The sequence below is a fragment of the Exiguobacterium sp. SH0S2 genome (assembly GCF_004337185.1).
Taxonomy (GTDB): domain Bacteria; phylum Bacillota; class Bacilli; order Exiguobacteriales; family Exiguobacteriaceae; genus Exiguobacterium; species Exiguobacterium aurantiacum_A.
Map to the genome: position 1 here is coordinate 1 of NZ_SJVB01000003.1, position 24595 is coordinate 24595.

At 53.1% G+C, this 24595-nt stretch carries 30 protein-coding genes; 6 read left to right on the forward strand and 24 right to left on the reverse strand.

The window, feature by feature from the left end:
- The coding region (locus EVJ21_RS08620; RefSeq protein WP_131441643.1) for an IS3 family transposase at nucleotides 1–90 on the forward strand (90 nt) is incomplete at its 5' end.
- A 55-nt stretch (nucleotides 91–145) separates the two neighbouring features.
- On the opposite strand, the gene ccsB is transcribed toward EVJ21_RS08620, so the two are convergent.
- The 6 genes from ccsB to EVJ21_RS08650 all read right to left on the reverse strand — a co-directional run bounded on the left by ccsB (nucleotide 146) and on the right by EVJ21_RS08650 (nucleotide 5712).
- On the reverse strand, nucleotides 146–1330 hold the full coding sequence (ccsB, locus tag EVJ21_RS08625) for a c-type cytochrome biogenesis protein CcsB (protein WP_071397659.1): 1185 nt from the start codon (nucleotides 1328–1330) through the stop codon (nucleotides 146–148).
- Nucleotides 1330–2877 carry a cytochrome c biogenesis protein ResB gene (resB, locus tag EVJ21_RS08630; RefSeq protein WP_236633376.1) on the reverse strand — a complete coding sequence of 516 codons (1548 nt, stop codon included), beginning with the start codon at nucleotides 2875–2877 and terminating at the stop codon, nucleotides 1330–1332. The genes ccsB and resB overlap by 1 nt, the downstream gene beginning before the upstream one ends.
- A 19-nt stretch (nucleotides 2878–2896) precedes the next feature.
- Nucleotides 2897–3478 carry a redoxin domain-containing protein gene (locus EVJ21_RS08635; protein ID WP_071397661.1) on the reverse strand — a complete coding sequence of 194 codons (582 nt, stop codon included), beginning with the start codon at nucleotides 3476–3478 and terminating at the stop codon, nucleotides 2897–2899.
- A 136-nt stretch (nucleotides 3479–3614) separates the two neighbouring features.
- Entirely contained in the window at nucleotides 3615–4373 is a 759-nt protein-coding gene (locus EVJ21_RS08640) for a pseudouridine synthase (RefSeq protein ID WP_071397662.1), read from the reverse strand.
- Nucleotides 4374–4967, reverse strand: coding sequence for an SMC-Scp complex subunit ScpB (gene scpB / locus EVJ21_RS08645; protein ID WP_173647368.1), 594 nt, complete (start codon nucleotides 4965–4967; stop codon nucleotides 4374–4376).
- On the reverse strand, nucleotides 4945–5712 hold the full coding sequence (locus EVJ21_RS08650) for a segregation and condensation protein A (protein WP_070327115.1): 768 nt from the start codon (nucleotides 5710–5712) through the stop codon (nucleotides 4945–4947). Before EVJ21_RS08650 ends, scpB begins: the two co-directional genes overlap by 23 nt.
- Before the next feature lie 79 nt (nucleotides 5713–5791).
- Between EVJ21_RS08650 and EVJ21_RS08655 the strand changes: the two genes are divergently transcribed.
- Nucleotides 5792–6262, forward strand: a complete 471-nt coding sequence (locus EVJ21_RS08655; protein ID WP_131490353.1) for a DUF309 domain-containing protein — start codon at nucleotides 5792–5794, stop codon at nucleotides 6260–6262.
- 10 nt (nucleotides 6263–6272) lie between these two features.
- On the opposite strand, the gene EVJ21_RS08660 is transcribed toward EVJ21_RS08655, so the two are convergent.
- From EVJ21_RS08660 to xerD, 6 genes are all read right to left on the reverse strand, one after another.
- Complete coding sequence (locus EVJ21_RS08660) at nucleotides 6273–6629, reverse strand: GCN5 family acetyltransferase (protein ID WP_070327113.1); 357 nt, start codon at nucleotides 6627–6629, stop codon at nucleotides 6273–6275.
- A gap of 89 nt (nucleotides 6630–6718) precedes the next feature.
- Nucleotides 6719–7159 (reverse strand): peptidylprolyl isomerase, encoded by a 441-nt coding sequence (locus tag EVJ21_RS08665; RefSeq protein ID WP_035386247.1) that lies wholly within the window; start codon nucleotides 7157–7159, stop codon nucleotides 6719–6721.
- Between the two features lie 106 nt (nucleotides 7160–7265).
- The gene (locus tag EVJ21_RS08670) at nucleotides 7266–8567 is read right to left on the reverse strand and encodes a pyrimidine-nucleoside phosphorylase (RefSeq protein WP_131439774.1); all 1302 of its coding nucleotides are present in this window, start codon (nucleotides 8565–8567) and stop codon (nucleotides 7266–7268) included.
- A gap of 28 nt (nucleotides 8568–8595) precedes the next feature.
- Nucleotides 8596–9405 carry a purine-nucleoside phosphorylase gene (locus EVJ21_RS08675; RefSeq protein ID WP_016509380.1) on the reverse strand — a complete coding sequence of 270 codons (810 nt, stop codon included), beginning with the start codon at nucleotides 9403–9405 and terminating at the stop codon, nucleotides 8596–8598.
- Between the two features lie 13 nt (nucleotides 9406–9418).
- Nucleotides 9419–10585: a phosphopentomutase gene (gene deoB / locus EVJ21_RS08680; RefSeq protein WP_131439776.1), complete on the reverse strand. Its 1167-nt coding sequence runs from the start codon at nucleotides 10583–10585 to the stop codon at nucleotides 9419–9421.
- Nucleotides 10586–10606: 21 nt separating this feature from the next.
- Complete coding sequence (xerD, locus tag EVJ21_RS08685) at nucleotides 10607–11491, reverse strand: site-specific tyrosine recombinase XerD (RefSeq protein WP_016509359.1); 885 nt, start codon at nucleotides 11489–11491, stop codon at nucleotides 10607–10609.
- Nucleotides 11492–11698: 207 nt separating this feature from the next.
- Here xerD and EVJ21_RS08690 point away from each other — a divergent pair, with 207 nt between their 5' ends.
- Complete coding sequence (locus EVJ21_RS08690; protein WP_131463668.1) at nucleotides 11699–12079, forward strand: VOC family protein; 381 nt, start codon at nucleotides 11699–11701, stop codon at nucleotides 12077–12079.
- A gap of 55 nt (nucleotides 12080–12134) precedes the next feature.
- Here the strand turns inward: EVJ21_RS08690 and fur are convergent, their stop codons facing one another.
- Nucleotides 12135–12614, reverse strand: a complete 480-nt coding sequence (fur, locus tag EVJ21_RS08695) for a ferric iron uptake transcriptional regulator (protein WP_016509373.1) — start codon at nucleotides 12612–12614, stop codon at nucleotides 12135–12137.
- Nucleotides 12615–12726: 112 nt separating this feature from the next.
- Nucleotides 12727–13257, reverse strand: a complete 531-nt coding sequence (locus EVJ21_RS08700) for an NUDIX domain-containing protein (protein WP_071397666.1) — start codon at nucleotides 13255–13257, stop codon at nucleotides 12727–12729.
- Between the two features lie 77 nt (nucleotides 13258–13334).
- Here EVJ21_RS08700 and EVJ21_RS08705 point away from each other — a divergent pair, with 77 nt between their 5' ends.
- Nucleotides 13335–14165: an aldo/keto reductase gene (locus tag EVJ21_RS08705; RefSeq protein WP_236633375.1), complete on the forward strand. Its 831-nt coding sequence runs from the start codon at nucleotides 13335–13337 to the stop codon at nucleotides 14163–14165.
- Between the two features lie 3 nt (nucleotides 14166–14168).
- Here the strand turns inward: EVJ21_RS08705 and EVJ21_RS08710 are convergent, their stop codons facing one another.
- Nucleotides 14169–14714: a PadR family transcriptional regulator gene (locus EVJ21_RS08710; protein WP_236636161.1), complete on the reverse strand. Its 546-nt coding sequence runs from the start codon at nucleotides 14712–14714 to the stop codon at nucleotides 14169–14171.
- Between the two features lie 120 nt (nucleotides 14715–14834).
- Here EVJ21_RS08710 and EVJ21_RS08715 point away from each other — a divergent pair, with 120 nt between their 5' ends.
- Entirely contained in the window at nucleotides 14835–15149 is a 315-nt protein-coding gene (locus EVJ21_RS08715; protein WP_071397668.1) for a thioredoxin family protein, read from the forward strand.
- Between the two features lie 26 nt (nucleotides 15150–15175).
- Here EVJ21_RS08715 and EVJ21_RS08720 read toward each other — a convergent pair whose 3' ends face one another.
- The 9 genes from EVJ21_RS08720 to EVJ21_RS08760 all read right to left on the reverse strand — a co-directional run bounded on the left by EVJ21_RS08720 (nucleotide 15176) and on the right by EVJ21_RS08760 (nucleotide 23481).
- Complete coding sequence (locus EVJ21_RS08720) at nucleotides 15176–16111, reverse strand: NAD(P)/FAD-dependent oxidoreductase (RefSeq protein WP_131490354.1); 936 nt, start codon at nucleotides 16109–16111, stop codon at nucleotides 15176–15178.
- Nucleotides 16108–16689 carry a CDP-alcohol phosphatidyltransferase family protein gene (locus EVJ21_RS08725; protein WP_070327104.1) on the reverse strand — a complete coding sequence of 194 codons (582 nt, stop codon included), beginning with the start codon at nucleotides 16687–16689 and terminating at the stop codon, nucleotides 16108–16110. Before EVJ21_RS08725 ends, EVJ21_RS08720 begins: the two co-directional genes overlap by 4 nt.
- Entirely contained in the window at nucleotides 16689–17573 is an 885-nt protein-coding gene (locus EVJ21_RS08730) for an ABC transporter ATP-binding protein (RefSeq protein ID WP_131490355.1), read from the reverse strand. The genes EVJ21_RS08725 and EVJ21_RS08730 overlap by 1 nt, the downstream gene beginning before the upstream one ends.
- Complete coding sequence (locus EVJ21_RS08735) at nucleotides 17570–18271, reverse strand: ABC transporter permease family protein (protein ID WP_131490356.1); 702 nt, start codon at nucleotides 18269–18271, stop codon at nucleotides 17570–17572. Before EVJ21_RS08735 ends, EVJ21_RS08730 begins: the two co-directional genes overlap by 4 nt.
- On the reverse strand, nucleotides 18268–19044 hold the full coding sequence (locus EVJ21_RS08740) for an ABC transporter permease subunit (protein ID WP_131490357.1): 777 nt from the start codon (nucleotides 19042–19044) through the stop codon (nucleotides 18268–18270). Before EVJ21_RS08740 ends, EVJ21_RS08735 begins: the two co-directional genes overlap by 4 nt.
- Nucleotides 19031–20203, reverse strand: a complete 1173-nt coding sequence (locus EVJ21_RS08745) for an ABC transporter substrate-binding protein (RefSeq protein ID WP_131490358.1) — start codon at nucleotides 20201–20203, stop codon at nucleotides 19031–19033. Before EVJ21_RS08745 ends, EVJ21_RS08740 begins: the two co-directional genes overlap by 14 nt.
- A gap of 19 nt (nucleotides 20204–20222) precedes the next feature.
- On the reverse strand, nucleotides 20223–20969 hold the full coding sequence (locus tag EVJ21_RS08750) for an SDR family NAD(P)-dependent oxidoreductase (RefSeq protein WP_236636578.1): 747 nt from the start codon (nucleotides 20967–20969) through the stop codon (nucleotides 20223–20225).
- Nucleotides 20966–21943: an MBL fold metallo-hydrolase gene (locus tag EVJ21_RS08755; RefSeq protein ID WP_236633373.1), complete on the reverse strand. Its 978-nt coding sequence runs from the start codon at nucleotides 21941–21943 to the stop codon at nucleotides 20966–20968. Before EVJ21_RS08755 ends, EVJ21_RS08750 begins: the two co-directional genes overlap by 4 nt.
- Nucleotides 21944–22044: 101 nt before the next feature.
- Complete coding sequence (locus EVJ21_RS08760; protein WP_070327910.1) at nucleotides 22045–23481, reverse strand: NADP-dependent glyceraldehyde-3-phosphate dehydrogenase; 1437 nt, start codon at nucleotides 23479–23481, stop codon at nucleotides 22045–22047.
- 228 nt (nucleotides 23482–23709) lie between these two features.
- Here EVJ21_RS08760 and EVJ21_RS08765 point away from each other — a divergent pair, with 228 nt between their 5' ends.
- On the forward strand, nucleotides 23710–24585 hold the full coding sequence (locus tag EVJ21_RS08765; RefSeq protein WP_084812901.1) for a chemotaxis protein CheV: 876 nt from the start codon (nucleotides 23710–23712) through the stop codon (nucleotides 24583–24585).
- The last annotated feature ends 10 nt before the right edge of the window (nucleotides 24586–24595 follow it).

The following is a 24595-nucleotide window of genomic DNA, read 5'->3' on the forward strand; positions in this document are numbered from 1 at the left end:
ATCGAGTACTACAATCATCGTCGCATCAAGAAACGACTAAAAAACCTGAGCCCGGTGGAATACCGGACCCAGGTTCTCGAAGTCGCCTGACAAATTATTTAGTGTCTAACTTTTTTGGTTCAGTTCAGAAGTGACTTCTTTTTCATCAAGCGTATGAATGTAATCCGGCGATGACGAGGTTGACGAACACTAAGTTGAACATGATGACGGCGAATCCGCCGACACAGAGCCATGCTGCTTTCGTCCCCGTCCAGCCCCGCTGGATGCGCATATGCAAGTAATAAATATAGATGAGCATCGTGATGAGCGCCCATACTTCTTTCGGGTCCCAGCCCCAGAAACGGTTCCAGGCAATCTGCGCCCAAATCATGGCGAAGATGAGCCCCCCAAGGATGAAGACCGGCAACCCGATCGCGATCGAACGGTAGCTGATCTCGTCCGCGAGGTCAAGATCGACTTTCTTCGCGAGCGGTTGCAACGCTTCCGCAATACGTTTGCGTAAGACGACGAACCGGAGCACGAGGTAAATGACGGCGCCAGCGATAACCGACCAGAGCAACGTGTTCAACTTCAACGTATTGATGAACGTCGGCAATTCGAGCGATAGTCCACTCGCACCTGATAACAGTTGTGCGCCTTCCGGTACGAACAAGATCGGCATGAAGTATTCGTACGACTCTTGCGTACCGCGGTCATTCGTAAATTCGACGACTCCGCCGGCACCGATTGCTTTAAACAGCATCGATACGAGGATGAAGCCGAGCGTGCACATGAGGACGAACATCGTCACTTCTAGCCATGTGCGCGATTTCGATTGTTCGCGCATCGACGTCTCGTTCAGCAAGAAGATCAAGCCCGAGGCGAAACTGATGGCGAGAATCCCTTGACCGAGCGCGGCCGTCGTGACGTGAATTTTCAACCAGACACTGTTCAGTGCCGGAATGAGCGGTGCCACTTCGCTTGAGAACATCGATGCGAACGCGATGACAAGAAGCGCCACCGGCATGGCGAACAAGCCGAGCACATCGTTTTTATAGATCCCGTAGACGACGAGAAAACCGAGCACCATCATCATTCCGAAGAATGTCGTATACTCGTAAAGGTTAGAGACCGGCGCGTAGCCGACCCCGATCCAACGCATGATAAAATATCCCATTTGGGCGACAAAGCCGATGACGGCTAGTGTGAACGCATACTTACCGTAAGCGATCCGGTTGACGTTTCGGTCTTTGCGCATGCCGCTGACCGCGATTGTGAACAACACGGTCGCCACGGCGTAAAGAATGAACGCGATCAAGAGCAGGCGGCTGCTCCACTGAATCCACTCCATTATGATTCCCCTCTTTCTTTAGTTGAGTCGATGTCTGCCTTTTTTTCGAACCGAGCCTGGTCTTCCCAAATCGGCAGCCCATTTTTTTCTAGGAGCGGTGTGATCTCGCGGTGAAGCGACGACGGGTTCTTGTTCGTGAATCCAGCCACGAGCACGTCCGTCTCGTTATGACGTCGGATCCAGACCCGGCGGTGCGGCCAATACATCCCCATGACGATCCCGATCATGAAGATCGTCCCACCGACAATTAAAATCGGATACGTCGAGTCGCTCTTGACCCGAAGTCCGCTCGTACTCGCCATTTCCGTTCCTGCGAACTGGATCGCGTAACGATTGTCTTCATCGGCAACGTTCAATCGAATCCCGATCAAGTTCGATTCGGTCGTCCCATCCGGGTTCTCGACCGCTAAGAAGAAAGCAGGGTTCAACGCCCGTGGTGACTTCGTATCCGGCTGTCCGTTTCGAACTTCAAAGTCCGGATACAAGTCGTTGAGCGTCACCGTGACCTCGCCGAGATCGTATGTCGTCTCAGGGTCCGTCAAGTCAACCGTGAACGGTCCGTATATGTCACCTGTCTGTTTGTCACCGACGTTAAACGACATCGACAAAAACTCCGGTCGGCTTGAATACTGTTCCTGATACACTTCGTACTTATCAAATTTGAACGGATGGTTCACTTTCGTCGAACCGGTTTCGACTTCCTCGAGTTGCGGCGATCCGTCCTCGTTCGTTCCGGTCTTCTTGAACAGTGTCAGTTCCGTCTCATAGTTTTTCGGGACAGCACCGGCTTTTTCAATCGCTTCGGCGAACTTGGCGTCCTCCGCATTATTTTCTGGATCATACATCTCGAGGATGAACTGATCGTTACGAATGTAATACGTGTCATCGGTCGCCTCGAGCGCGACCGTGTCCCCTTCTCTCACCCATTCGAGCGTATCGGTGTGAAATGCCGGGAAGACGCGGAGCATCGCCCCCATAAAGAAGATGACAAGCCCGATGTGGTTGATGTATGGACCCCAACGACCAAACCGATACTTCTCGGCGAGTAGCGCATCGCCGTCGCGTTTTACATGATAACGCTTAGACTTTAATGCCTCACCGAGCGCGTCGATCTGTTCGTCCGTCCCTTTACCTTCACCGATCAGGCGTTGCCCGCGCATGAAGCGGTCGGTGCGTCGGACCGGTTGATATTTCAACGCTTTATACAACGGAAAGAATCGATCGATCGAGACGACGATCAGTGACAACGTCAGCATCACGATCAACGTGATGTACCACCACGACGTATATAAGTTATGGAATCCTAACGTGTAATAAATCGTTCCTGGCGTGCCATATTCTTCGGTATAGTATTGACTAGCCGGCAATTGTTGCGGAATATACATCTCTTGCGGAAATGTCGTCCCGACCGCAGAGCCGACGATAATGAGTCCAATCAACCAAAGACCGACTTTGACCGATGCAAAGAAACTCCAGACACGGTCAATCCAAGATCTCGGACGACGCTTCGACCGTAAATCGGCGCCGTCGTATTTCATATCTAGCATGTGTGCGCCCCCCGTTCGCTTACAATGACTTCTCGGCTAACTCTAACAGTTTCTCTTTCGTGAGTTCGCCTTCATACTTTTCAATGACTTTTCCGTCGGCATCGATGACGAACGTCACCGGTAAGTTATAAATGCCGTACGCCTTCTCGACTTCGCTACGTGTATCCATCAAGATCGGATAGTCGAGTTCGACGCCGAGATCATTGATAAAGTTGTCGACCCGCAGCGGCGTCTCACCGACGTTCACGGCCCAAAAATCCACGCCCATATTTTGAAGCGTGGCATAGTTGTCTTGTACGACCGGCATCTCTTTCTCGCACGGTTCACAGAACGTACCCCAGAAATTTAACAGCATCCCTTTCCCATCATACGTTTCGCGCTCGACCATCGTCGCACCGTCAAGACTGACGAGTTTAAAGTTCGGCGCGTCGTCTCCGGCCTCGACCCGGCCATCGTTCCCGGCCTGCTCGATCAATTGCATGATGACGACCGCACCGGCAAACAGCACCATCGTCATAATCATGAGGCGCCAAAATGACCGCTTTTTCTTATGGGCCATCGCTTGATTCATCCGATCGCCTTGTTTCGTCTCTTTCGTCATGATTTCACACCATCCTTCAGTTGCTATTGTACTGAAAAAACAACGATAACGCACATTAACAGACTTTTTTCATCTTTTTGTCACAGAATCTCCACAAAAGAAAAAATCATCCTGTGTAAGGACGATTTTTAACTTGTTATTTTTTCTTTTTCTTGCCTCGTGGTTCATTTGGCACGACCGGGTTCGCGAGCTCACGGAGCTTGCTCACTTCCTTGCGTGACAACTCGCGCCAGTCGCCTGTCGTGAGTCCGTCGAGCGTCAAGAAACCGAACTGTTCGCGCTTCAGTTTGATGACTTCCGAACCGACTGCTTCGAGCATGCGTCGAATCTGACGGTTGTGCCCTTCCGAAATGACGATTTCGAGAATCGCCGAGTTCTTCTTATGGTCGACTGTCTTCATTCTGACTTTCGCGCTGCCCGTCTTATAACCGTCATCGAGCTCTAAGCCTGACTCGAGCTGCTTGATAGCGATATACGAAGGGATGTTTTTCACTTTCGCGACGTAACGTTTCGGGATTTTGAACTTCGGATGAGTCATCATGTTCGAGAATTCTCCGTCGTTCGTCAAGATGATGAGTCCCGTCGTATTGTAATCGAGACGACCGACCGGGAAGACACGTGACCCTGGTGGGACGAGATCGGTAACGACTTTGCGTCCTTTATCATCGTCGACCGTCGACACGTAGCCGCTCGGTTTGTAGAGCACGTAGTAGACGTGTTCTTCCTGTTCGATTTTGACGCCGTCGACTTCAATCTCCGACTTCGGTCCGACTTTCGTCCCGAGTTCACGAACGACTTTGCCGTTAATGCGAACCCGTCCGTCTAAAATCATTTCTTCGGCTTTACGCCGTGAGGCGATACCCGCTTGGGCAATCACTTTTTGTAAACGTTCCATTTAATCATTCTCCAATCTATCTTCCGTAATCGAAGTTGGCTGGCCGAAGAACAGATCGCCTTCGTCTGCCAACTCGTCAACAAACGTTAATGGTGGCAACTCCTCGAGTGAATTGAATCCGAAATGGTCAAGGAAATGCTCGGTCGTCCGGTACAGTTTCGCGCGCCCGATCGTCTTCGCCCGGCCGGCTGATTCAATCAGCCCTTTTGACAACAACGTATGAATGACGCGTTCGACTTTGACACCGCGGACTTCCTCGATATCGGCCCGTGTGACCGGCTGCTTGTAGGCGATGATGACGAGCGTCTCCATGGCCGCACGAGACAGCGCCTGTTCGGCCATCGTCCCGACATACCGTTGAATGTACTCGGACACGTCCGGGATCGTCACGAGCTTGTACACGCCGCCCGATTCGATCAATTGAAACGGACGCCCCGAATCCGTGAACGACGCCCCTAGCTTATTCAATTGTTCGCGGGCAGCGGCCTCAGAAATATCGAGCGTATCTGCTAGCGCCCGGACTTCCATGCCCTCTTCTCCGACGACAAACAATAGGCTTTCAATGATCGTTTCATAAGACAACAACGGCTTCATCCCTTTCCTTTGACGCTTCGACAAACGAAATGTGAATATCTCGGTCGACTTGCTTTGTCGTGACGACTCGTAACTTAATCAACTCAAGCAGCGCCATGAACGTGACGACGAGGTCGGACACGTCCGGCCGTTCTTCGAAGAATGCAAAGAACGACGTGTTCCGGTTCGCCGACACATGCTCATGCAAACGGGTCATCTGCTGTTCGAGCGTCCGCTCTTCCCGCTTGATCGTCTTTTTACGCCGTTCTTTCCAACGCTTCCGCTCGACCATCTTTGAATAGGCATGCAACAAATCTGAAAAGTTGAGCGGTCCATCGTAAGGTTGGACCAGTTCAGACATGTACCGTGTCAAATCTTCGCCGGGACGGCTATATAGTTCGAGCCGTTGCTCTTCTTGCTCGCGCATGAAGACGACCGCTTCTTTATAAGCTTTGTATTCAATCAACTGTCGAATCAACCCTTCCCGAGTCGGCTCTTCGCCGAAATCCGGAATCTCATCGTCCTCGATCGGGACCGGTGGCAACAGTTGTTTGCTCTTTAATTGGAGCAACGTCGCCGCCATGACCAAATATTCACTGGCCACATCGAGCTCAAACTTTTGCATCGTCCGGATAAAGGCGACATACTGGTCCGTGACTTCCGAAACAGAGATGTCGGCGATATCGAGCTCCATCTTGCCGATCAAGTGGAGCAACAAGTCGAGCGGGCCTTCGAACGTATCGATTTTGACGTTATACGCTTCCATAGAGACACCTGCCATTTAACATTTTTGCGCTTTAGTATAACATGTTTTGTAGTACAGTGACCACGAAAGGAGAAAATTGATGCTTACCCCTTTTTATCAGTATACATTGCTGTTTGAATGTCATGCCGATTATTTCGAGTGCCACGAGGTGCTCGAAGAGGCGTGGCAGGATGGGAACCGTGAACATCTCGGCTATGCCGTCTTGATCCAGTACGCCGTCGCCCACTACCACTTCCGCCGGGGCAATACGGCCGGGGCCGTCAAGAGCGTCGCTGCATTGAAGCAAAAGCTTCCTTTGGCCAAAAGCGCTCTTGAACCGCTCGGCATCGACATGGAGGCGTTCACACGCGACTTGGAACGTTGGCCGCTCTCGGACACACTCCCGCTAGACGAGGCGACACGCCGACAAATCGACCGGTTGAAATCCACGTTCGAACCGACCTCCCTGACTTTCGACGAGCTCGTCCATAAACATATCCACCGTGACCGGACGCCCGTCGTTGAAGAGCGTCTGCTCGCGCTAGAACAACGACAAAAAGCTAGGCGCTGAGCCTAGCTTTTTATATCGAGACTTGATTCCATTTATCGAGCAAGTCACTCGTCTTCCCGTGACCGACAAGCGTCAAATCGAGCGGTAACAAGTTCCGCGTCTCATCGAGCAGTTCATATGAACGTTTTTCGCCACGGAACGAAGGCGACAAGGCGATATGATGGATGCACATCGTCGTCTCAAGCTGTTCCATCCCGATGATCCCGACGAAGTCTTCTTCGACTTTCCACAAGTAGAGGAACTTCGAAGCATCTTCCTCGTAAGATCGTACGAGTTCGAGAAGGGCGAGCGGAGACTTGTCGCTACATGAAAATGCGAGCAGCCCCATCGCCGTCTTCTCGTGCGATTGTTTATACTTCACCAGCATGGCTGGTCTCACCACCTTTAGTCAGACATGTTTCACGAAGTGAACACGTGAGAGACATGGCTCATTGTGCCATAACGTTTAGGCAGAAATCAATTCTCATCCCAAACTTTGACTTCAGCCATCTTCGTGCCTTGGCGAAGTTTGACTGCGTGCTCAAGACCTGACGTCACTTTACCGAACACAGTATGAACCCCATCAAGGTGCGGTTGTGGCGCATGGACGATGAAGAACTGTGATGAGCCCGTGTTGCGCCCAGCGTGTGCCATCGAAAGCGAGCCGGCTTCATGTTTGTACGGGAACGAAGTCGATGTCTCGCAAGGAATCGTTTTACCTGAACCGCCCATACCTGTTCCGTCTGGGCATCCGCCTTGACTGACGAAGCCTGGGATGACACGGTGGAACGTCAATCCGTCGTAGAAGCCGCGGTTCGCGAGCTCTTCGAAGTTGTCGACCGTGATCGGTGCTGCGTCATGGAATAAATCAAATTCAATCATTTCACCGTTCTCTAATTTCATTGATCCTTTTTTCATATGGAAATACCCCTTTATGTTCATATAGTCAATAATCACTCACATTACCCATCTTATCAAAAAAAGACGTCTGCCTCCACTGTTTTGTGGAAACAGACGTTCTGACTTACTGGATGACCGCGTGGACGAGCGGACGTGCCTCTGGTTGAGTGGCGCCAATCGTGTAAGCATGATCCATGCGTTCAAGTGCCGAAGACATGTCTTCGATGTTTGAACGAAGGACCGCGATGACGTCACCCGCCTCGACTTTGTCGCCGACTTTCTTCTCGAGCGTGATACCGGCCGCGAAGTCGATCAAGTCGTCCTTCGTTGCCCGTCCCGCTCCGAGGAGCATCGCTGCGACACCGACCTCGTCCGCGATAATCGATTCGACGTAACCGGCTGTCTTCGCGACGAACGTCGTCTCAAATTTCGCTTGCGGGAATTTAGTCACATCATCGACGAGTGAGGCGTCCCCACCTTGTGCCGCGACGAACTGACGGAATACTTCAAGCGCGTGACCGTCGGCCATCCGGCGTTCAAGATCGGCGTATGCTTCGTCAAACGTCTTATAAAATTCACCGAGGACGGCCATATGACCGGCAATCGTGAGCGCGATCGTTTTCAAGTCTTTGACGTCTTTCCCAGACAATACTTCAATCGCCTCTTTCACTTCGTTCGCGTTCCCGATCTCAAAGCCGAGCGGTTGGTCCATATCGGTGATGACGGCGATCGTCTTGCGACCGACGTTCTTCCCGATGGCGACCATCTCTTCAGCGAGTGCTTTCGCGTCGTCGAACGACTTCATGAACGCACCAGACCCTGTCTTGACGTCAAGGACGATGCTGTCGGCACCGGCCGCGATCTTCTTCGACATGATCGAGCTCGCGATGAGCGGGATCGACTCAACCGTCGCCGTCACGTCGCGGAGCGCGTAAAGACGTTTGTCGGCCGGCGTCAAGTTGCCCGTCTGCCCGATGATCGACATCTTGATGTCGTTCACTTGCTTCGTGAACTGCGCTTCTGTCAACTCGACGTTGAACCCTGGGAATGATTCGAGCTTGTCGATCGTCCCACCTGTATGACCGAGCCCGCGCCCGCTCATTTTAGCGACCGGGATACCGATCGAGGCGACGAGTGGGGCGACGATCAAACTGATCTTGTCGCCGACGCCACCCGTTGAGTGCTTATCGACTTTTTTCCCTTTAATTTTAGAAAGGTCGATGACGTCACCTGACTTGACCATTTCCATCGTCAACGCCGCCGTCTCTTTCTCGGTCATGCCATTGAAATAAATCGCCATCGACAAAGCAGACATTTGATAGTCTGGAATCGTCTCATTCGTGAAGCCTTCCACGACGTAGCGGATCTCCTGTTCGTTTAATTCTCCACCGTTACGTTTTTTCAAAATCAAATCGACCATACGCATAAGTTTCGTCCTCCTAGAATTGTTTTAGTCACATGCTTTTAATCGTGCCACGTACGAGTGAAAGGAAGTCTTGACGGACGCGCTCTGTCGTCTCGATGACTTCTTCGTGGTTGAGCGGTTGGTCAAGGATACCTGCGGCCATGTTCGAGACGCACGAAATTCCGAGGACACGCATGTCTGAGTGACGAGCCACGATGACTTCTGGTACGGTCGACATGCCGACGACGTCGCCGCCGAGCAGACGGGCCATCTTGACTTCGGCCGGTGTCTCGTATGTCGGACCGGTGTTCCCGAAGTAGACGCCTTTTTGAATCTTGAGACCGAGGTCTGACGCGACCCGCTCTGTCAACGCGACGAGTTGTTTGTCGTACGCCTCTGACATATCCGGGAAGCGTGTCCCGAAGTCGCTCGCGTTCTTGCCGATGAGCGGGCTCGTGCCGAAGAAATTGATATGGTCCGTGATGACCATCAAGTCGCCCGGGTTGAACGCCTCGTTGCAAGCACCAGCGGCGTTCGTGACGATGAGCGTCTCGACACCGATCAATTTGAGGACACGGACTGGGAACGTGACTTGTTCCATCGAATATCCTTCATAGAAATGGAACCGTCCTTGCATCGCAACGACACGTTTCCCTTCAAGGTCACCAAAGACGAGCTGTCCGGCATGACCTTCGACTGTCGAGACCGGGAAGTGCGGAATATCTTCGTAAGGAATCGCGACCGGATTCTCAATCTCGTCGGCGAGCACGCCAAGACCCGATCCGAGAATGAGTCCGATTTCTGGCGTTCCGTTCATGCGTTCCTGTAAAAATGCTTTTGTTTCGTTCCAATTTACCATGTGTAGTGCCTCCTCAAATTTCGTTTAAGAAACTGTTTCCGATTGCTGGTGCGTCGACGTCAAAGTTATCCGCCACCGTGGCGCCGATATCTGCGAACGTAGCGCGAACGCCGAGGTCGACCGCAGTCGAACCGTGGTGATGGACGATGAGCGGGACATATTCCCGCGTATGGTCCGTCCCTGGTGCCGTCGGATCGTTACCGTGGTCGGCCGTGATGATCAGCAAGTCGTCTTCACGCAAGCGAGCAAACACTTCAGGAAGACGGGCGTCATACTCTTCGAGCGCGACCGCATATCCTTCCGGATCCCGGCGATGGCCGAACAATGCGTCAAAGTCGACGAGGTTCAAGAAGCAGAGCCCTTCGAACTCCTCATCAAGCGAAGCGACGAGTTTGTCCATCCCGTCCATGTTCGACTTCGTACGGACCGCTTTCGTCACGCCTTCTCCGTCATAGATATCACTGATCTTCCCGAGGGCAATCACGTCTTTGCCAGCTGTTTCGAGCGTGTTCATGACCGTCTTGCCGAACGGTTTGAGCGCATAGTCGTGACGGTTTGACGTCCGGACCCAAGCACCAGGCGTTCCGAGGAACGGCCGGGCGATGATCCGTCCGAGCATGTACGGATCTTCGCGCGTGATGTCGCGCGCGTATTCGCAGATGCGGTACAGTTCTTCGAGCGGGACGACTTCTTCGTGGGCCGCGATTTGAAGCACCGAGTCGGCCGACGTATAGACGATCAACGCACCTGTCGCGACATGCTCTTCACCGAGCTCGTCTAAAATTTCCGTTCCTGATGCCGGCTTGTTGCCGATGATGTCGCGTCCACTGAACTCTTTAAGCCGGTTGATCAAATCGTCCGGGAATTCCTCGAACACACGGAACGGCGTATCGATGTGGAGACCCATGATTTCCCAATGACCAGTCATCGTATCTTTCCCGGCCGAAATTTCTTCCATCCGACCGAACGCGCTCGGCGCGCTTGACGGTTCGATGCCTTCGATCGGTTTAATGTTCGCCAATCCGAGCTTGCCCATGTTCGGCATGTTCAGGCCGCCATGCTCACGAGCGATGTGACCTAACGTGTCTGAACCGACGTCTCCGAACTGGTCGGCATCTGGAGCTTCCCCGATCCCGACTGAGTCCATGACGACTAAGAATATACGTTTAAATTTCTTCACAAAAGTTCCTCCTTTAAGTGTCTAGGCCCGCGGGTGATGCTTACGGTACACATCGTGGAGCCGCGCCTTGTTGACATGTGTGTAGATTTGAGTGGTGGAGAGATCGGCATGGCCGAGCATTTGCTGGATGGCGCGCAGATCGGCACCATTCTCGAGCAAGTGCGTCGCGAACGAGTGACGCAACACGTGCGGTGTGATCTCTTTCGGGATACCGGCGTCTTTCGCCCGTCGCTTGATGATCTTCCAAAACCCTTGGCGGCTAAGCCGACCGCCACGTCCGTTCAAGAACAACGCCTCGGTCTCCCGACCACCGAGGCCGTTTCGCGCTTGCTGGATGTAACGTTCGACAAAATTTTGGGCGACCGACGACACCGGAATGATCCGGGCGCTCTCGCCTTTGCCTTCACACTGTAAATACCCCAGTTCAAACTGTAAATCATCCAAATCAAGACCGAGAAGTTCGCTGACGCGCATGCCTGTCCCGTAGAGCAGTTCGAGCATGGCACGATCCCGAAGCGCGAGCGGATCGTTCGTCGGGACGCTATCGAGCAAGCGCTCGACTTCGTCTTGCGACCACGTGTCCGGCAGATGTCGTTCCGCTTTCGGCGTCTCTAAGTAAAGTGCCGGATCAGTCGAGGCGCCGCCGCTCATCTTCAGATGGTGATGAAACGTGCGAATCGAACTGACGGCTCGCCGCAGTGACGAGGCGGCCCGACCCGCTTGCGACAGTTCCTCTAAATGCTTGACGATATGTGAGCGCGTGACTTCATTCCACTCGGTCACCCCAAGTTGGGTTAGTGTCGATAAGTACTGGGTCAAATCGCTCGCATAGGCTTGTCTCGTGTTGGTGGACATTCTTTTCTCAACCGTCATATATTGTAAAAACGACTCGACTTGCGAACGCATGACATCCCCCTCCTTCCTCGCTACACCTGAATACGCTTACATCATATCACTTATGTAAACCGTTGTGAAGACGTCTGACCTCATTTTTTTGTAAGTTTTTTTGACAGTTTTTTGTCATCGATTTCACGCCCGTTTTCTCCAGGAAATCGACTGACAATCCCGCTGCATCACTGGTAAGATGAACGTAGTTGAAAAGGAGGGATGACGATGAACATCGAACACGTTGCCGTATGGGTCCACGACCTCGAACGGATGCGCCGCTTTTACGAGACATACTTTGGTGCCAGCGCCAACGACAAATATACGAACCGGCACAAACAGTTCACATCGTATTTTTTAACGTTTCCGGAATCAGCGTGCCGACTCGAGCTGATGTCGCGGTCGGACATCCAAGGCGAAGCGATGCCGACACTCGGCTGGGCGCATGTGGCGTTCGCGCTAGGCAGCGCCGAGGCCGTCGACGAATTAACGGCGCGCTTGCAGGCTGATGGCTATGAACTCGTCGATGGACCGCGTCTGACCGGGGACGGCTATTATGAGAGCGTCGTCCACGATCCAGAACGAAACAAAATTGAACTGACGATTTGATCTGATGATCAACATAAAGGAGGACAAGCCGCTCGGCTTGTCCTCCCTTGTTTCGTCAACCGTTAATGACGGCTTTATGCCCTTCGAGCGTGACGCCTTTCGCTTGGCACACTTTACAGATGCCATGGAACGTCAAACGATGGTCTTTGATTAAAAATTCATACTTGCTCTCGACTTTCTTCTCGACGTCGACGAGCAGGTCTTCCATGATCTCTTCGACTGATCCGCACTCGACACAGACGAGGTGATGGTGCGAATGGTTCGCCCCTTCTGGTCTGAGATCGAACCGGGCGACACCGTCACCGAAGTTGACTTTGTCGACGACGCCGAGCTCGGTCAACAGTTCGAGTGTCCGGTACACGGTCGCGAGACCGATTTCGGGTGCGATACTCTTGACGAGCATGAACACGTTCTCTGCACTTAGATGGTCTGTCTCATTCTCAAGCAAGATACGGACCGTTGATTCTCGTTGCGGTGTCAATTTATATCCTTTGGCGCTCAATTGCTGTTTAATCCGTTCAATTCGCGTTTCCATAAGGCGCCCCCTCTTTACATAATTCACTATTCAAAGCATACCGAAGTTCCGTCGATTTTTCAAATTAAAATCATTACTATGTAAGTCTATCACAACCTACTACAGATTAGAATTATTTCAATTTAGATAATTGCCACCATTGAATCGCCATAATCGTCTTGGCATCGGTGATCCGGCCACTCGCTAAAAGTTCGCCCGCTTCTTCGAACGTATAACGTTCGACTTGTAAAAATTCGTCCTCGTCTAGGTTCATCGCTCCCGCCGTCAAACCTTTGGCGACGAACACGTCAACGCGCTCACTACAAAATCCAGGTGCCCCGTAAAACGAGAACATCTTTTCAAGCGACTCGGCTTTATAACCGGTCTCTTCCTCGAGTTCACGCTTCGCACTCGCGAGCGGCTCTTCTCCGATTTCAAGTTTCCCGGCCGGAATCTCGAGTGACATCGATTCGAACGCTTTCCGGTATTGCTCGACGAGAACGATCTTGTCGTCCTCATCGATCAACAATATCGCGACGGCCCCATTATGATACACAAGCTCTCGGACCGACGTTCCTCCGTTCGGGAGCGCGACGACATGCTTCTCGACATCGAAAATCTTCCCTTGATAGATGACTTCCCGTTCAATCGTTTTCTCTTCCATTGTTATGTACTCCTCACGTTTTCTTATATACTGTAATTATGAGTCAAATCAATGGACGGAACAAGGAGGAATTATCGATGGCAGAACTTGGACTAGGAACGATGTCGATTTTAAAACAAGGTGACGATGAGGGCCGACGGATTCTCGAGGCGGCTTACGCGTCAGGGATCCGTCATTTTGACACGGCTGACGTCTATGACCGTCACGACGTCGAACGGCTCGTCGGTGAGACGTTTGCCGGTCGGCGCGACGATTTGTTTTTGACGAGCAAAGGCGGAAATGAATGGACCGAGGACGGAATGCGCTGGAACCCAACCCCTTCTTATTTAGAACAGGCGCTTCACGGTTCTCTCGAACGACTACAGACGGATTACTTAGACTTATATTACGTACATGGTGGAACGATGGAAGACGACCTTGACGCGACGATCGATTTCATGCGCCGACAAAAGCAGGCCGGGGTCATCCGTCAAATCGGGCTCTCCTCGATTCGTCCGAACGTGATCCGCTACTGGCTTGAGCACGGGGAGCTCGATGTCTTGATGACACCGTACTCACTGCTCGACCGCCGCATCGAATCGCTCGGGCAAGACGTTCCGCTCGTCGGTCGAGGACCGCTCGCTAAAGGGCTGTTGACCGATGAATGGTCCGAGCGCTTGAGCGCTAAGGGCTTCGAGTCGTGGAGCGAACCCGAGTTACGCAACCTCCTGTCGACGTTACCACACCCGATTCAAGCGTATGCGCTCGCTGCCGCGAAACGGACGTGTGCCGTCGTCTTGCCTGGCGCTTCTTCTGTTGAGCAGTTGCAGCAGACGATTGACGCGTATCATGACGACATCAATGAGCGTGCACTCGATAAACTACTGGCTCGTCTACCGATTCATCCGTATACAAAACATACGACCTGAACGTCAGGTCGTATGTTTATCGCGCTGTTTCATTTGTTCGATCGCCCAATCGGCCCAATCGGCATAGTTTTCCATCATGCGGATCGCATATTCACTCGTCAATAAGTACCCGAGCGTGTCCGCTTCCGATTGATGGGCTGCTTGGAACGCACGAATTTGATGTGCGACTTGTTCATGATGCGTTTTCGTCTCCTCGACGTAACGGATCGCCTCGTCGAGCGGAAGCAGTTGCAGCAGGCTGACGCGCAGCAGGTTCTCATCTTTCATCTTCGGCTGAAACGACGTCGGTTGTCTGAGCCAGTCAATCAACTCTTGACGTCCCGTCGCTGTGATCGAATAGATCTTCTTATCGGGAAGATCATGTTGGGTCACATGCTCTGACGAAACGAGGTGCTCGTCTTCCATCTTTAACAGTTCCCGATAAATCTGTGTATGATGGGCGTGCCAAAAGTGGATCATTTGCGCTTTGAACGTCGCGTTCAAAGCGTAGCCGGTCGCAGGCTGATGGGTCAACAACCCGAGTAGTGCATGACGTAACGCCATAACCATCACCATTCCCTTGCAGTTCAGTTTTTTTAAGTGTAGCACAATCTCTTGTAAGTCCGAGAATGTCAATCGGTTGACGGGCGCACCGAAGACACAGACAATGAGAGAAAGGAGTGATCAATCATGAAACCAATACAATCTGAACAACAATTCCAAACTGCCATTCAAGATAAAGGAATGGTCATCTTCACGACGTCTTGGTGCCCGGACTGCCGCCGCCTCGACATGTACGTCGACGAACTCGTCAAAGACTACCCGCAATTCAACTGGTACGTCGTCGATCGCGACGAACTGCCTGAACTATCTGACACGCAGGAAGTCCGTGGCATCCCGTCACTGCTCTTCTATAAAGAAGGCGTCAAACAAGAACACCTTCATTCGGCGCATGCGAAGACGGAAATGCAAATTCGGTCGTTCCTCGACACGTTGAACGCCTAATCAAAAGACGACCGCGGTCGTCTTTTTTAGTGCGTGAATTTCTGCATGTAGCGCCTGTCGATTTGACGCTTGATCCAATACGAACACCGGCCGTGCCACGTCAAGCGCCCAAACGTGAGTAAGGCGTGTCCCGGGGTCGTCAATAAAATATTGAGCGACGTCCGCTGTTTGTATGGCTTTTGGTCACCGAGGAGCGCCGACGCGACGTGACGGCCCGATCGGACCGCGTCGACGCCTCCGTTCAAGCCCATTGCCATATCCCCGGTGATGTAAATATCTTGATACGTCGCGTGACGCAAATAAGCGTCGGTCGGAATAAACGACCCCTCCTCGGCAAGGCCTGAGCGGTGCCACCACTCGACCGGCACGACTCCAGTCGCGTCAAGGACAAGACCGTCTGGCGCGTCCCCACCCTCATACTGTTGCGCGATCAGCGTCACCCCGCTTCCAACGAGACGACGGGCAATATGACGGCCGACCCGGTTCGGCAAGTCGGGCAAAATCTGCTTCGCATAGAGCGTGACGTGTTGCTTCGACCTCACGCAAGCGAAAGCGAGCTCGACGCCAGCTTTGCCCCCTCCGACGATTGTGACCGCACGGCTCGCTTGAATGTGTTCGATTGCTACGTCTGTCATCGGTTTCAAGCCCGTTCCGATCCCTCGGCTCTTCGCACCTGTCGCGAGCACGAGATGATCGTAAGCGATCATACCTTGATCGGTCTCGATGATTCGTTTGACCGGGTCGAGCGAGATGAGTCTGCTCGCGACCGGTGTGACGTCCGGTCGCAAGTTGACGACTGCCGAAGCCATCTCATTTGCGATCACTTGGGGGAACGCCCCGGTATAAATCGTTTCCTCAAGTCCGACATAACTGACCTCGTACCGTTCACGCAACTGTTCGATCCGCGCTAAAATTTCGAGTTGCCCGTGACCGAGCCCGACTAGGACGAGCCGCGGCTTCATCGTAAAATCCGCCGTGCTTCCAACAGGCGCTGGCTGATTGTGAACACTTCAAGGATGAGGAACAGCGTCGCGACGACCCCGATCCACGACGGGAACAAAATCATGAGCGTGAACAAGATGAAGCACTCCGTCCGTTCAAGGAGGCCCGGTTGATAATAAAATGATTTCTCAGAACGTTTTGAACTACTGGCTCCGACGGCGAGAAACAGCGTCATCGCAACGACGAAGGATCCGAGCAAGAAGAGAAAGACCGGCATGTGCTCAGGGTAACGAAGCGCCAGCGCGACGACGACCGAGATCTCGACGATGCGATCGAAGACGAGGTCGAGCACTGTGCCAAACCCCGTCTTCCGAGAGCGGCGCGCCATCGTCCCGTCAATGACATCGAGAAGACCCGACAACCAAAGCAGGGCGACCGCTGTCCAAAGCATGTCATTATAAATAAAGAACCCGACCGAGATCCCGATGATCCCTCCAAGGATTGTCACTTCGTTCGGTGTGAAATTCCATTTTAAAAGCCGATCGGCCCCTCGTTCAACGATGGGACGAACCCAGCGGCTTCCGTACGTGTCTAGCATCAAACCACTCCTTTTTTCTTCCGCAAATAGTAGGTCTCCCCGACCTGAAACGATTCATCCCGGGGGAGAATGACGTACGTACCGGTCGCGAGGCGATACTCGCCTAGGCGATTGCCGAAGCGATTCAACTGTCGGACGAGTACGACCGGTTCGCCTGCTTGTTTCGTCACTTCCATCATCGTCGCCGGATAAGACGAACCTGAAAGCTCGATAAAGTCTCCAAACGCCGGCTCAGTCTCGTAAAGTTCGCCTGGCGTCCCCGTCGCTAGGACTTCTCCGTCCTCGAGCAACGTCACCCGATCGGCGACGAGCATCGCTTCTTCCCGGTCGTGGGTCACGAGCAACGCCGTCAACTCGAGTTGTTGGACGAGGTCCCGGATCAGCCGCTGCAACTCGTACTTCAAATCCGGATCGAGATTCGTGAACGGCTCATCTAATAAAATGAGCCGCGGCTCGGCCGCAAGGGCACGGGCAAAACTGACACGCTGTTGCTCGCCTCCGGAAAGTTCGTGGATGTCATCGTCATATCGGCCCGGAAGGCGGACACGGGCAAGCCACGCCTCTGCCTGCTCCCGTGACCGATTTTGAGTCGCGAGCGTCACGTTCTCCCCGACCGACAGATGCGGGAACAGAAGCGGTGATTGTGACAGCATCGTGATGCGCCGCTTGTGAGGAGGCGTCCCGAGGAGCGGCTCTCCGTCCCACGTCACCGTCCCCGTGTCTGCCGTCTCAAGTCCGGCGATAATCCGTAGCAACGTCGACTTCCCGGACCCGCTCACCCCGACAAGCGCATGGATCTCTTTCTTGTCAACGATCAGGTCGACCCCGTTCAACACGTCGCGTTGTTTAAAGTTTTTTTGTATTCCCGTAACGACTAAACTCATCTTAACCGCTCCTTCATAATTCTTACCGCCGCGCGGAACAATCCTCCGAGACCGATATACAACAAGACCGGCAACAAGATGAGGACCCACGTGTTTTGTAGTGCCAATGAAACGTCATTTCCTGCATACGATTGATACAGTTGTGTCGTGACGGTCGGGATGAGCCCTGCACCGATCAATTGCACGAGCACGAACTGACCGAGAACGATGACCGTCGAGAACAAGACGATTGTCCGCATCGTCGCCGCCAACAAAGGAAACAGCACCATGCTAAATCGAGGCAGCGGCGGCAGTGTCATCGTCTGCTCAAGGAGTGGACGTCCGATCACATACATCGCATTGTAGGCGAGCCGGATCGAGTACGGGAGCGTCGAGACGAGCAAGACGAGCAAGACACCGGCATAAGTCCCGACGAGCCCGACGTTCGCGAGCACGATGTACATACCGAACATACTCGCCATGACCGGAATGAACAACGGGATAAAGACGAGCCATTCGACGAGTGTCCGCCACCTCGACTCTGTAAAAATCATCCACCACGCTGTCCCGAGACCGAGCCAGACATTGATGACGGCCAAACTGATGACGTAGAACACCGTGTTCATGAGCACTTCATCCAATCGGATCGGAGAAGGCAAACCGAAGAGTAAGCCGAGAAACGGGAACAAGATGAAACTGATGATAAGGACCCGACTCATCGCCTCACCCCTTTTTCAATCCGGCGTCTTCGTTTGGCCGTAACGAGATACGATACAAAAGCCCCGACTGAGATCAATAGTGTCCAAACGAGTGCGACCGCGTAGGATTCATTCGCGTTTAAAAACAACCCTGTCGTCAGCCGTTCGTATGCGAGCACCCCGAGCAGCTCCGGGAATGTGACCCCGAGCAGGGCCGGTACCTCGTAAGCGAACGAGATGAACGCCACTAAAATCCAAAACGAGTCCAAGAGCGGCTTCAGTAAAAACGGCCACTCCGCGACTTTGAACTGCTCGAACCGTGTGAGTTGGAGCGTCTTCGCCATATCGAGATAGCCGCGATTCAGTTGCCCGTATGTGCCGAGCATCATCAAAAAGACGAACGGCACTTCTTTCCACACATACGTAAATATGATGACAAAGTGATGGCGCTCGTTCGCTTCCACAAGCCCGTAAAACGGAAAACCGCCCGAGAACAACAACAAAAATAAATACGCACCTGCGACATGCGGCACGAACATCGGCAATTTGAGCAGCGCTGAAAGCCAAACGGCCTCTCGAATCCGGACCGTTCGTGCCAACCACGTCCCGATGAGTAGCGAAATCGTCGTCGAGACGAGCGTCACGTAAAGCGTGACGGCTAAACTCGCCCGCCACGCCGCATCGCGCCAAAGTGACGTCCATTCGAATGAAGCGGTCTCACCGGCTAGAAACGCCAGACCGGCGAGCGGTAGCAATAAGACGATGACGCTCAAGCCGACGCTACCTCGCGACACGGGACCATCCTTCACGAACTTGATCGATCACGCTCGGCCCGAAGTCGGCAATCGAACGTTCGGCAAGTTGTTCAGGGTCTGGATACGTGACGCCCGTGTCCAGTTTGAGGAAGGCTTCCCGGTCCGCTCGTTCAAGCTTCGTCAAATCGAGCGATGTCCCGTCCCCCCAATACGTCGCATCTTGTTTGGCGAGTTGGGCTTCCGGTGACAACAATTCATTGATCACGACGATGGCACCGTTCGGATTGCTTGCGTTGAACGGGACCGCGAGAAAATGCGTCGAGGCGATTGAATGGTCGAGGACGAGTGCACGCGTCCCGTCTGGAAACACGCCGTCGTTTCGCTCGGCCTCAGCACGACGCTCATTGAATCCCATCGTCATCCACACGTCACCTTTCGCATAAAGTTGGTCGAGTTGGGCGAGTGACTTCGGATACGTCGCTCCTTGTTTCCACAGATTCGGTGACCACGTCGCGAGTTCATCCCAAAATGCATCCGGGATCGTTTGATCGCTTCGGATCGTTTCCCCGTACTCGGCATAGAGCAGATGGCGGACGAACGCGTTACCGGTGAAGTCTGTCACTTCAGGATACGTGAAACGACCCGGATTTGCTTCGGTCCAACGATGTAATTCTTCGAACGTCGCCGGAGGATTCGTCACTTTGTCGGCATCATAGTGCAGCACGAACTGAACGTTGCCCCACGCCACCTCGAGTCCGTCGGTCGGCGTCCCGGCGTCGGTCGCTTGCGCGGTCTCGTTCAAAAGTGCTGCGTTCGGGATTTTATCGAGCAGGTCGCCTTGTAGAAGCTCCGCCTCGGCCGCGTTTCTAAAATTATCACCATTGATCCACATGAGGTCGATCGTGCCCGCCTCTCGGTTCGAACGTTTATCGAGTGACAGTTGGCGAATGAATTCGGCCGTGTCCATCGGGACGCGATTCAACTCGATATCGTATGTTTCTTTCAGGCGCGGTGCGACGTAGTCATCGATGTAACGGTTGATGCCGTCGTCCCCACCCCACAAGTAAAAGTTGACCGTCGTTTGCTCAGCCTCTTGAACCGCCTCGTCAAACGTCGGGGCCAAGTCTGCTCCCATCGTCCCGCAGGCGCTGAGGAAAACAAGCGCAAACAGCAGCCCAAATTGTCGTATTCGTCGCATCGTACTTCCCCTCTCTCTACTACTTTTTGTCAAATCCCCGTTTTGCCAACCGTTCGAACCAAATCGGGCACATTGCGTACAGTTTTCCGCCTAAGTCCATCCACCACGGGGCGTTGACTTCACGTTTCGACTGTTCAAACGCTGAGACGACCCGCTGTGCCAACTGATCTGGGTCGAGCATGATACGACGCACACTCTGTTCATAGCGCCCCGTCTTATCAGCACGATCAAAGAACGGCGTGTTGATCGGACCAGGATTGACCGTCAGTACATGGACACCTGCCGGCTTCAGCTCGAGCCGGAGCGCGTTTGAAAACTGGAGCAACGCCGCTTTCGATCCGGCGTACACGGCCGACTTCGGGGTCGGCACTTTGGCAGCTTGCGAGCAAACGTTTATGATCGTCCCGCCTCGCTTCATCCGGCGCCCACAGTCACGCGACATCACCATCGGCGCGATCGCGTTCAAGCGCATCGTCTCTTCGATGACGTCCGTCGTTTGATCAACGACCCGGTCAAACTCACCGACGCCGGCGTTGTTGACCCAACCGTCAATTGGTCCATATTTCCGTACGACATCGTCGACGAGCGTCTCATAACTTGTCAAAACATCCGTGACCATCCAGTCTGCAGATAGTTTCGTCCCGAGCTCTCGAAGGCGCGTCTCGTTTCTGGCAATTAACGTCAGCTTATAGCCCGCTGCCGAAAAAGAATGCGCCAAAGCGGCACCAAAGCCGCTCGACGCACCCGTGATCACAATATGTCTCATTCCATTGCTTCCTCCACTCTCACATAAATCCATTTGCCATCGGCTAACTGCTTGACGACATGACCGCGTTCCTCGAGCAATGTCAGCCGCGCGAACACTTCGCTGAAGACAAGCGGCATCGCCCGGCGCATCTTCCGCCCGTACAGCCGCATCGACCAATCGAACACACTCAAGCCGTCGGCCCAGTCGTTCAGCAGCTGTTCGCTCCGTTCATAGCGTTGACTGATCCTTGATTCGATGAGTACCCGCGGATGCTGAATCGGATTGCCGTGTCCGCTCACGACGAGCTTAATATCAAGCTCCTGTAACTTTCTAAGCGAGTCGAGATACAGTAAGACCGGTGACGCAAACCCTTCGTCCTCATACGGTTGTTCGATCAACGGGTTCGGTTCGACCGCATCGATCAAATGATCACCGGCGATCAAGACGCCGCCCGGTCCGAGCAGTCCGAGTTGATCGCTCGCGTGTCCCGGCAGATGAATCGTCTTCCATGCCCCGTCGCTCGTCACGTCTTGTCCTTCTTCGAACGTCATCGTGACGGTCGTCGGACCGATCCAACGTAGCGCCTCCCGGTAGTCGGGCAACTTGTTGATGATCGACTCCGGTGCCCCGAACCAATGAGCCAGTTCATATAAAAAGTGATTGCCTTTTTTAATAAAGTTCGGTGTCTGTTCCAAATAACGAACGAGCTTCTCGTGACCGTAGACTGGAATCGAGGCGTCCCGCAGCCGCCAAGCTTGACCGGCATGGTCGGCATGATGGTGCGTTAAAAACAGAAAATCGATATCCGCTAGCGTCAGTTCGAGTTCAGCCAATTCGCCGTTCAAGGATGCCCATGCCTCTTCCGTATCCGGGCCACAGTCGACCATGAAAAACCGGCCCCCATGCTCTACGATGTATACGTTCACGTTACCGACCTCAAACGGTGTCGGAATATCGAGTCTTGCCAGTTGGCTTGAAATCCAGTTCGCCACGTCCACACAACCCCTTCCACCTATCTTCATTCATTATACCTGTCAGAAAGAAGGGATTTCAATGGCACAAAAAAAGGAGGGGATTTCTCCCCTCCAATCGTTTATAAGTTGATGACGGTCACTTTATCGCGTGTCATCGTTTCAAGACTGCGTCCGATCCCTTGGACACCGAGACCTGATTGTTTCACACCGATGAACGGGAAGTGGTCAGGACCGCGTTCCGTTCGACCGTTGACTTGGACCGTACCGACTTCAAGCTTGTCGGCGACCGTGAACGCACTGTTCACATTTTGCGTGAACACGCTCGCTTGAAGACCGAACTCTGACTCGTTCGTCAGTTCGATCATCTCGTCGAGCGAGCTGACACGGATGATCGGAAGAACAGGTCCGAACGGCTCTTCCCAAGCGACACGCATCTCACGCGTGACGTGATCGAGCAGCGTCGGGTGGAGCAGGTTGCCGTCACGTTCGTTACCGTGGACGACCGTCGCACGCTTGTTGACGGCGTCGTCAATCAAGCCTTGAACGTAGTCAGCCGACTTTTTGTCGATGAGCGGGACGATGAAGCTGTTGTCGACTGGCGAACCAACCGTGAGCTTCTCGACACGCTGTTTCAACATGGCGACGAGTTCGTCCGCTTGATCTTCGAGCACGAAGACGCGTTTGATCGCCGTGCAACGCTGACCCGAGTAAGAGAACGCACCGCTGACGATTTGATCCGCCGCAAGCGTCATGTCCGCGTCTTCTAAGACGAGCGCCGGGTCTTTGCCGCCGAGCTCTAAGACGACCGGGACCATCGATGCCTGTTGTGACAAATGTTGACCGGTTCCTGTACCGCCTGTGAATGTGATCATGTCGACACCTGGGTGCGACGTCAAGTAGTCGCCGATGACCGAACCGCGACCCGTCACGAGGTTCAACAATCCGCTCGGAAGACCGGCGTCTTGCAGTGCCTCGACCATTTTGACGCCACTGATCGCACCTTGCGTCGCCGGTTTGAAGACGACCGCGTTCCCTGTAATAAGGGCTGGAGCGATTTTAGCAGCGGCTAAGTTGACCGGATAGTTGAATGGTGAGATCGCGAGAACGACACCGAGTGCCTCTTTTTTGATGATCGCCATTTTGTTCTTTGATCCGCCCGGGAACGAATCGCCTTGCATGAATCCACCTGTGAAACGAAGTCCTTCCTCAGCCGTATAACGAATAATCTCAGCTGTGCGGACGACTTCTTTCTTCGCGTCGCTCAAGTTCTTCCCGACTTCGCGCATGATGATTTGACCGATCTCATCGACGCGTTCTTCGAGTTTGTCCGCCCATGCGTACAACAGCTCGGCGCGCTTGTTGACCGGAAGCGCCGCCCACTCTTGTTGTGCACGTTTAGCACCGTGAATCGCCTCGTCGACTTCGTCGCGCGACATCGCTTGGACGTGTCCGACGATTTCTTCTGTATAAGGTGAAACGAGTTCGATCGTCTCATTTGTTGTTGATTCTTGCCATTGCCCGTTAATTAAATATGGATATGTGTTCATACTCATAATCTCTATCTGCCTCCTGAGTAAGCTGTGATATCTCGTTGCCACCCTCATTGTATGCAAAATCAATTCCGTTGAACAACTATAAAGATTCAGTTTATGTAATGTAAACGGTTACTCCATGACTTTTCGTGATTTTTGACCTGACTTTGACACTTTTCAACTGAAGACTTTGATCGATTTGACCGATAGAGAGGAAGAGAGAACGCGATATAGGAGGGACCACCATTGAGCATGGATCATAATATTTTACTTGAAGCAGGTACGAACGAGTTAGAAATCGTCATTTTCCAGTCAGGCCCGTTTATTTTCGGGATTAACGTCATGAAGGTTCGCGAGATCATCACGATGCTTCCACTCACCCCGTTACCTGGAACGCCTGAGGCGATCATGGGGTTGATCGAACTACGCGGTGAAGTCATGACGGTCATCGATCTCCCGATGGTCATCGGCCATCCTCGTGAAGCCGGAGACGGGGATCGCTTGATCGTCTGTGAGTTTAACGGTGAGAAATCGGTGCTCCGAGTCGACCAAGTGACAGAGATCAAGCGCATCTCATGGGAACAGATCGATACACCGTCAGATCTCGCCCGCGGTGTCCAAGGCATCACGAACGGCGTCGTCAAAACAGGAGACCAAATGATCATTCTTCTCGACTATGAGCGCATCGCTCTCGAGTTGTCACGAAAAGACATCATGGCTCGTGAATCCGTCAAACGACTCGGTGCAAGGGAACGCTCGAACAAACAAGTGTGGATCGCAGAAGATTCGGAGATGCTTCGGACCTTGATCATCGACACGCTCGATGAGGCAGGCTACTTCAACACGACAATCTTCAACAACGGGAAAGAAGCGCTTGATGCGTTCGAGCAAGATGGTGTCGAGTGCGATCTGCTCATCACCGACATCGAGATGCCACAAATGGACGGGTTACATTTGACGAGACGGCTACGCGAAATGGACCGCTACGCGACATTACCGATCGTAATTTTCTCGTCACTCATCTCAAACGACTTGAAACATAAAGGCGACGCCGTCGGCGCGAACGCACAAATCACGAAGCCTGAGATCGGCATGTTGATCGCGACGCTCGATGAGTTTTTAGCCTAATGACAAACGG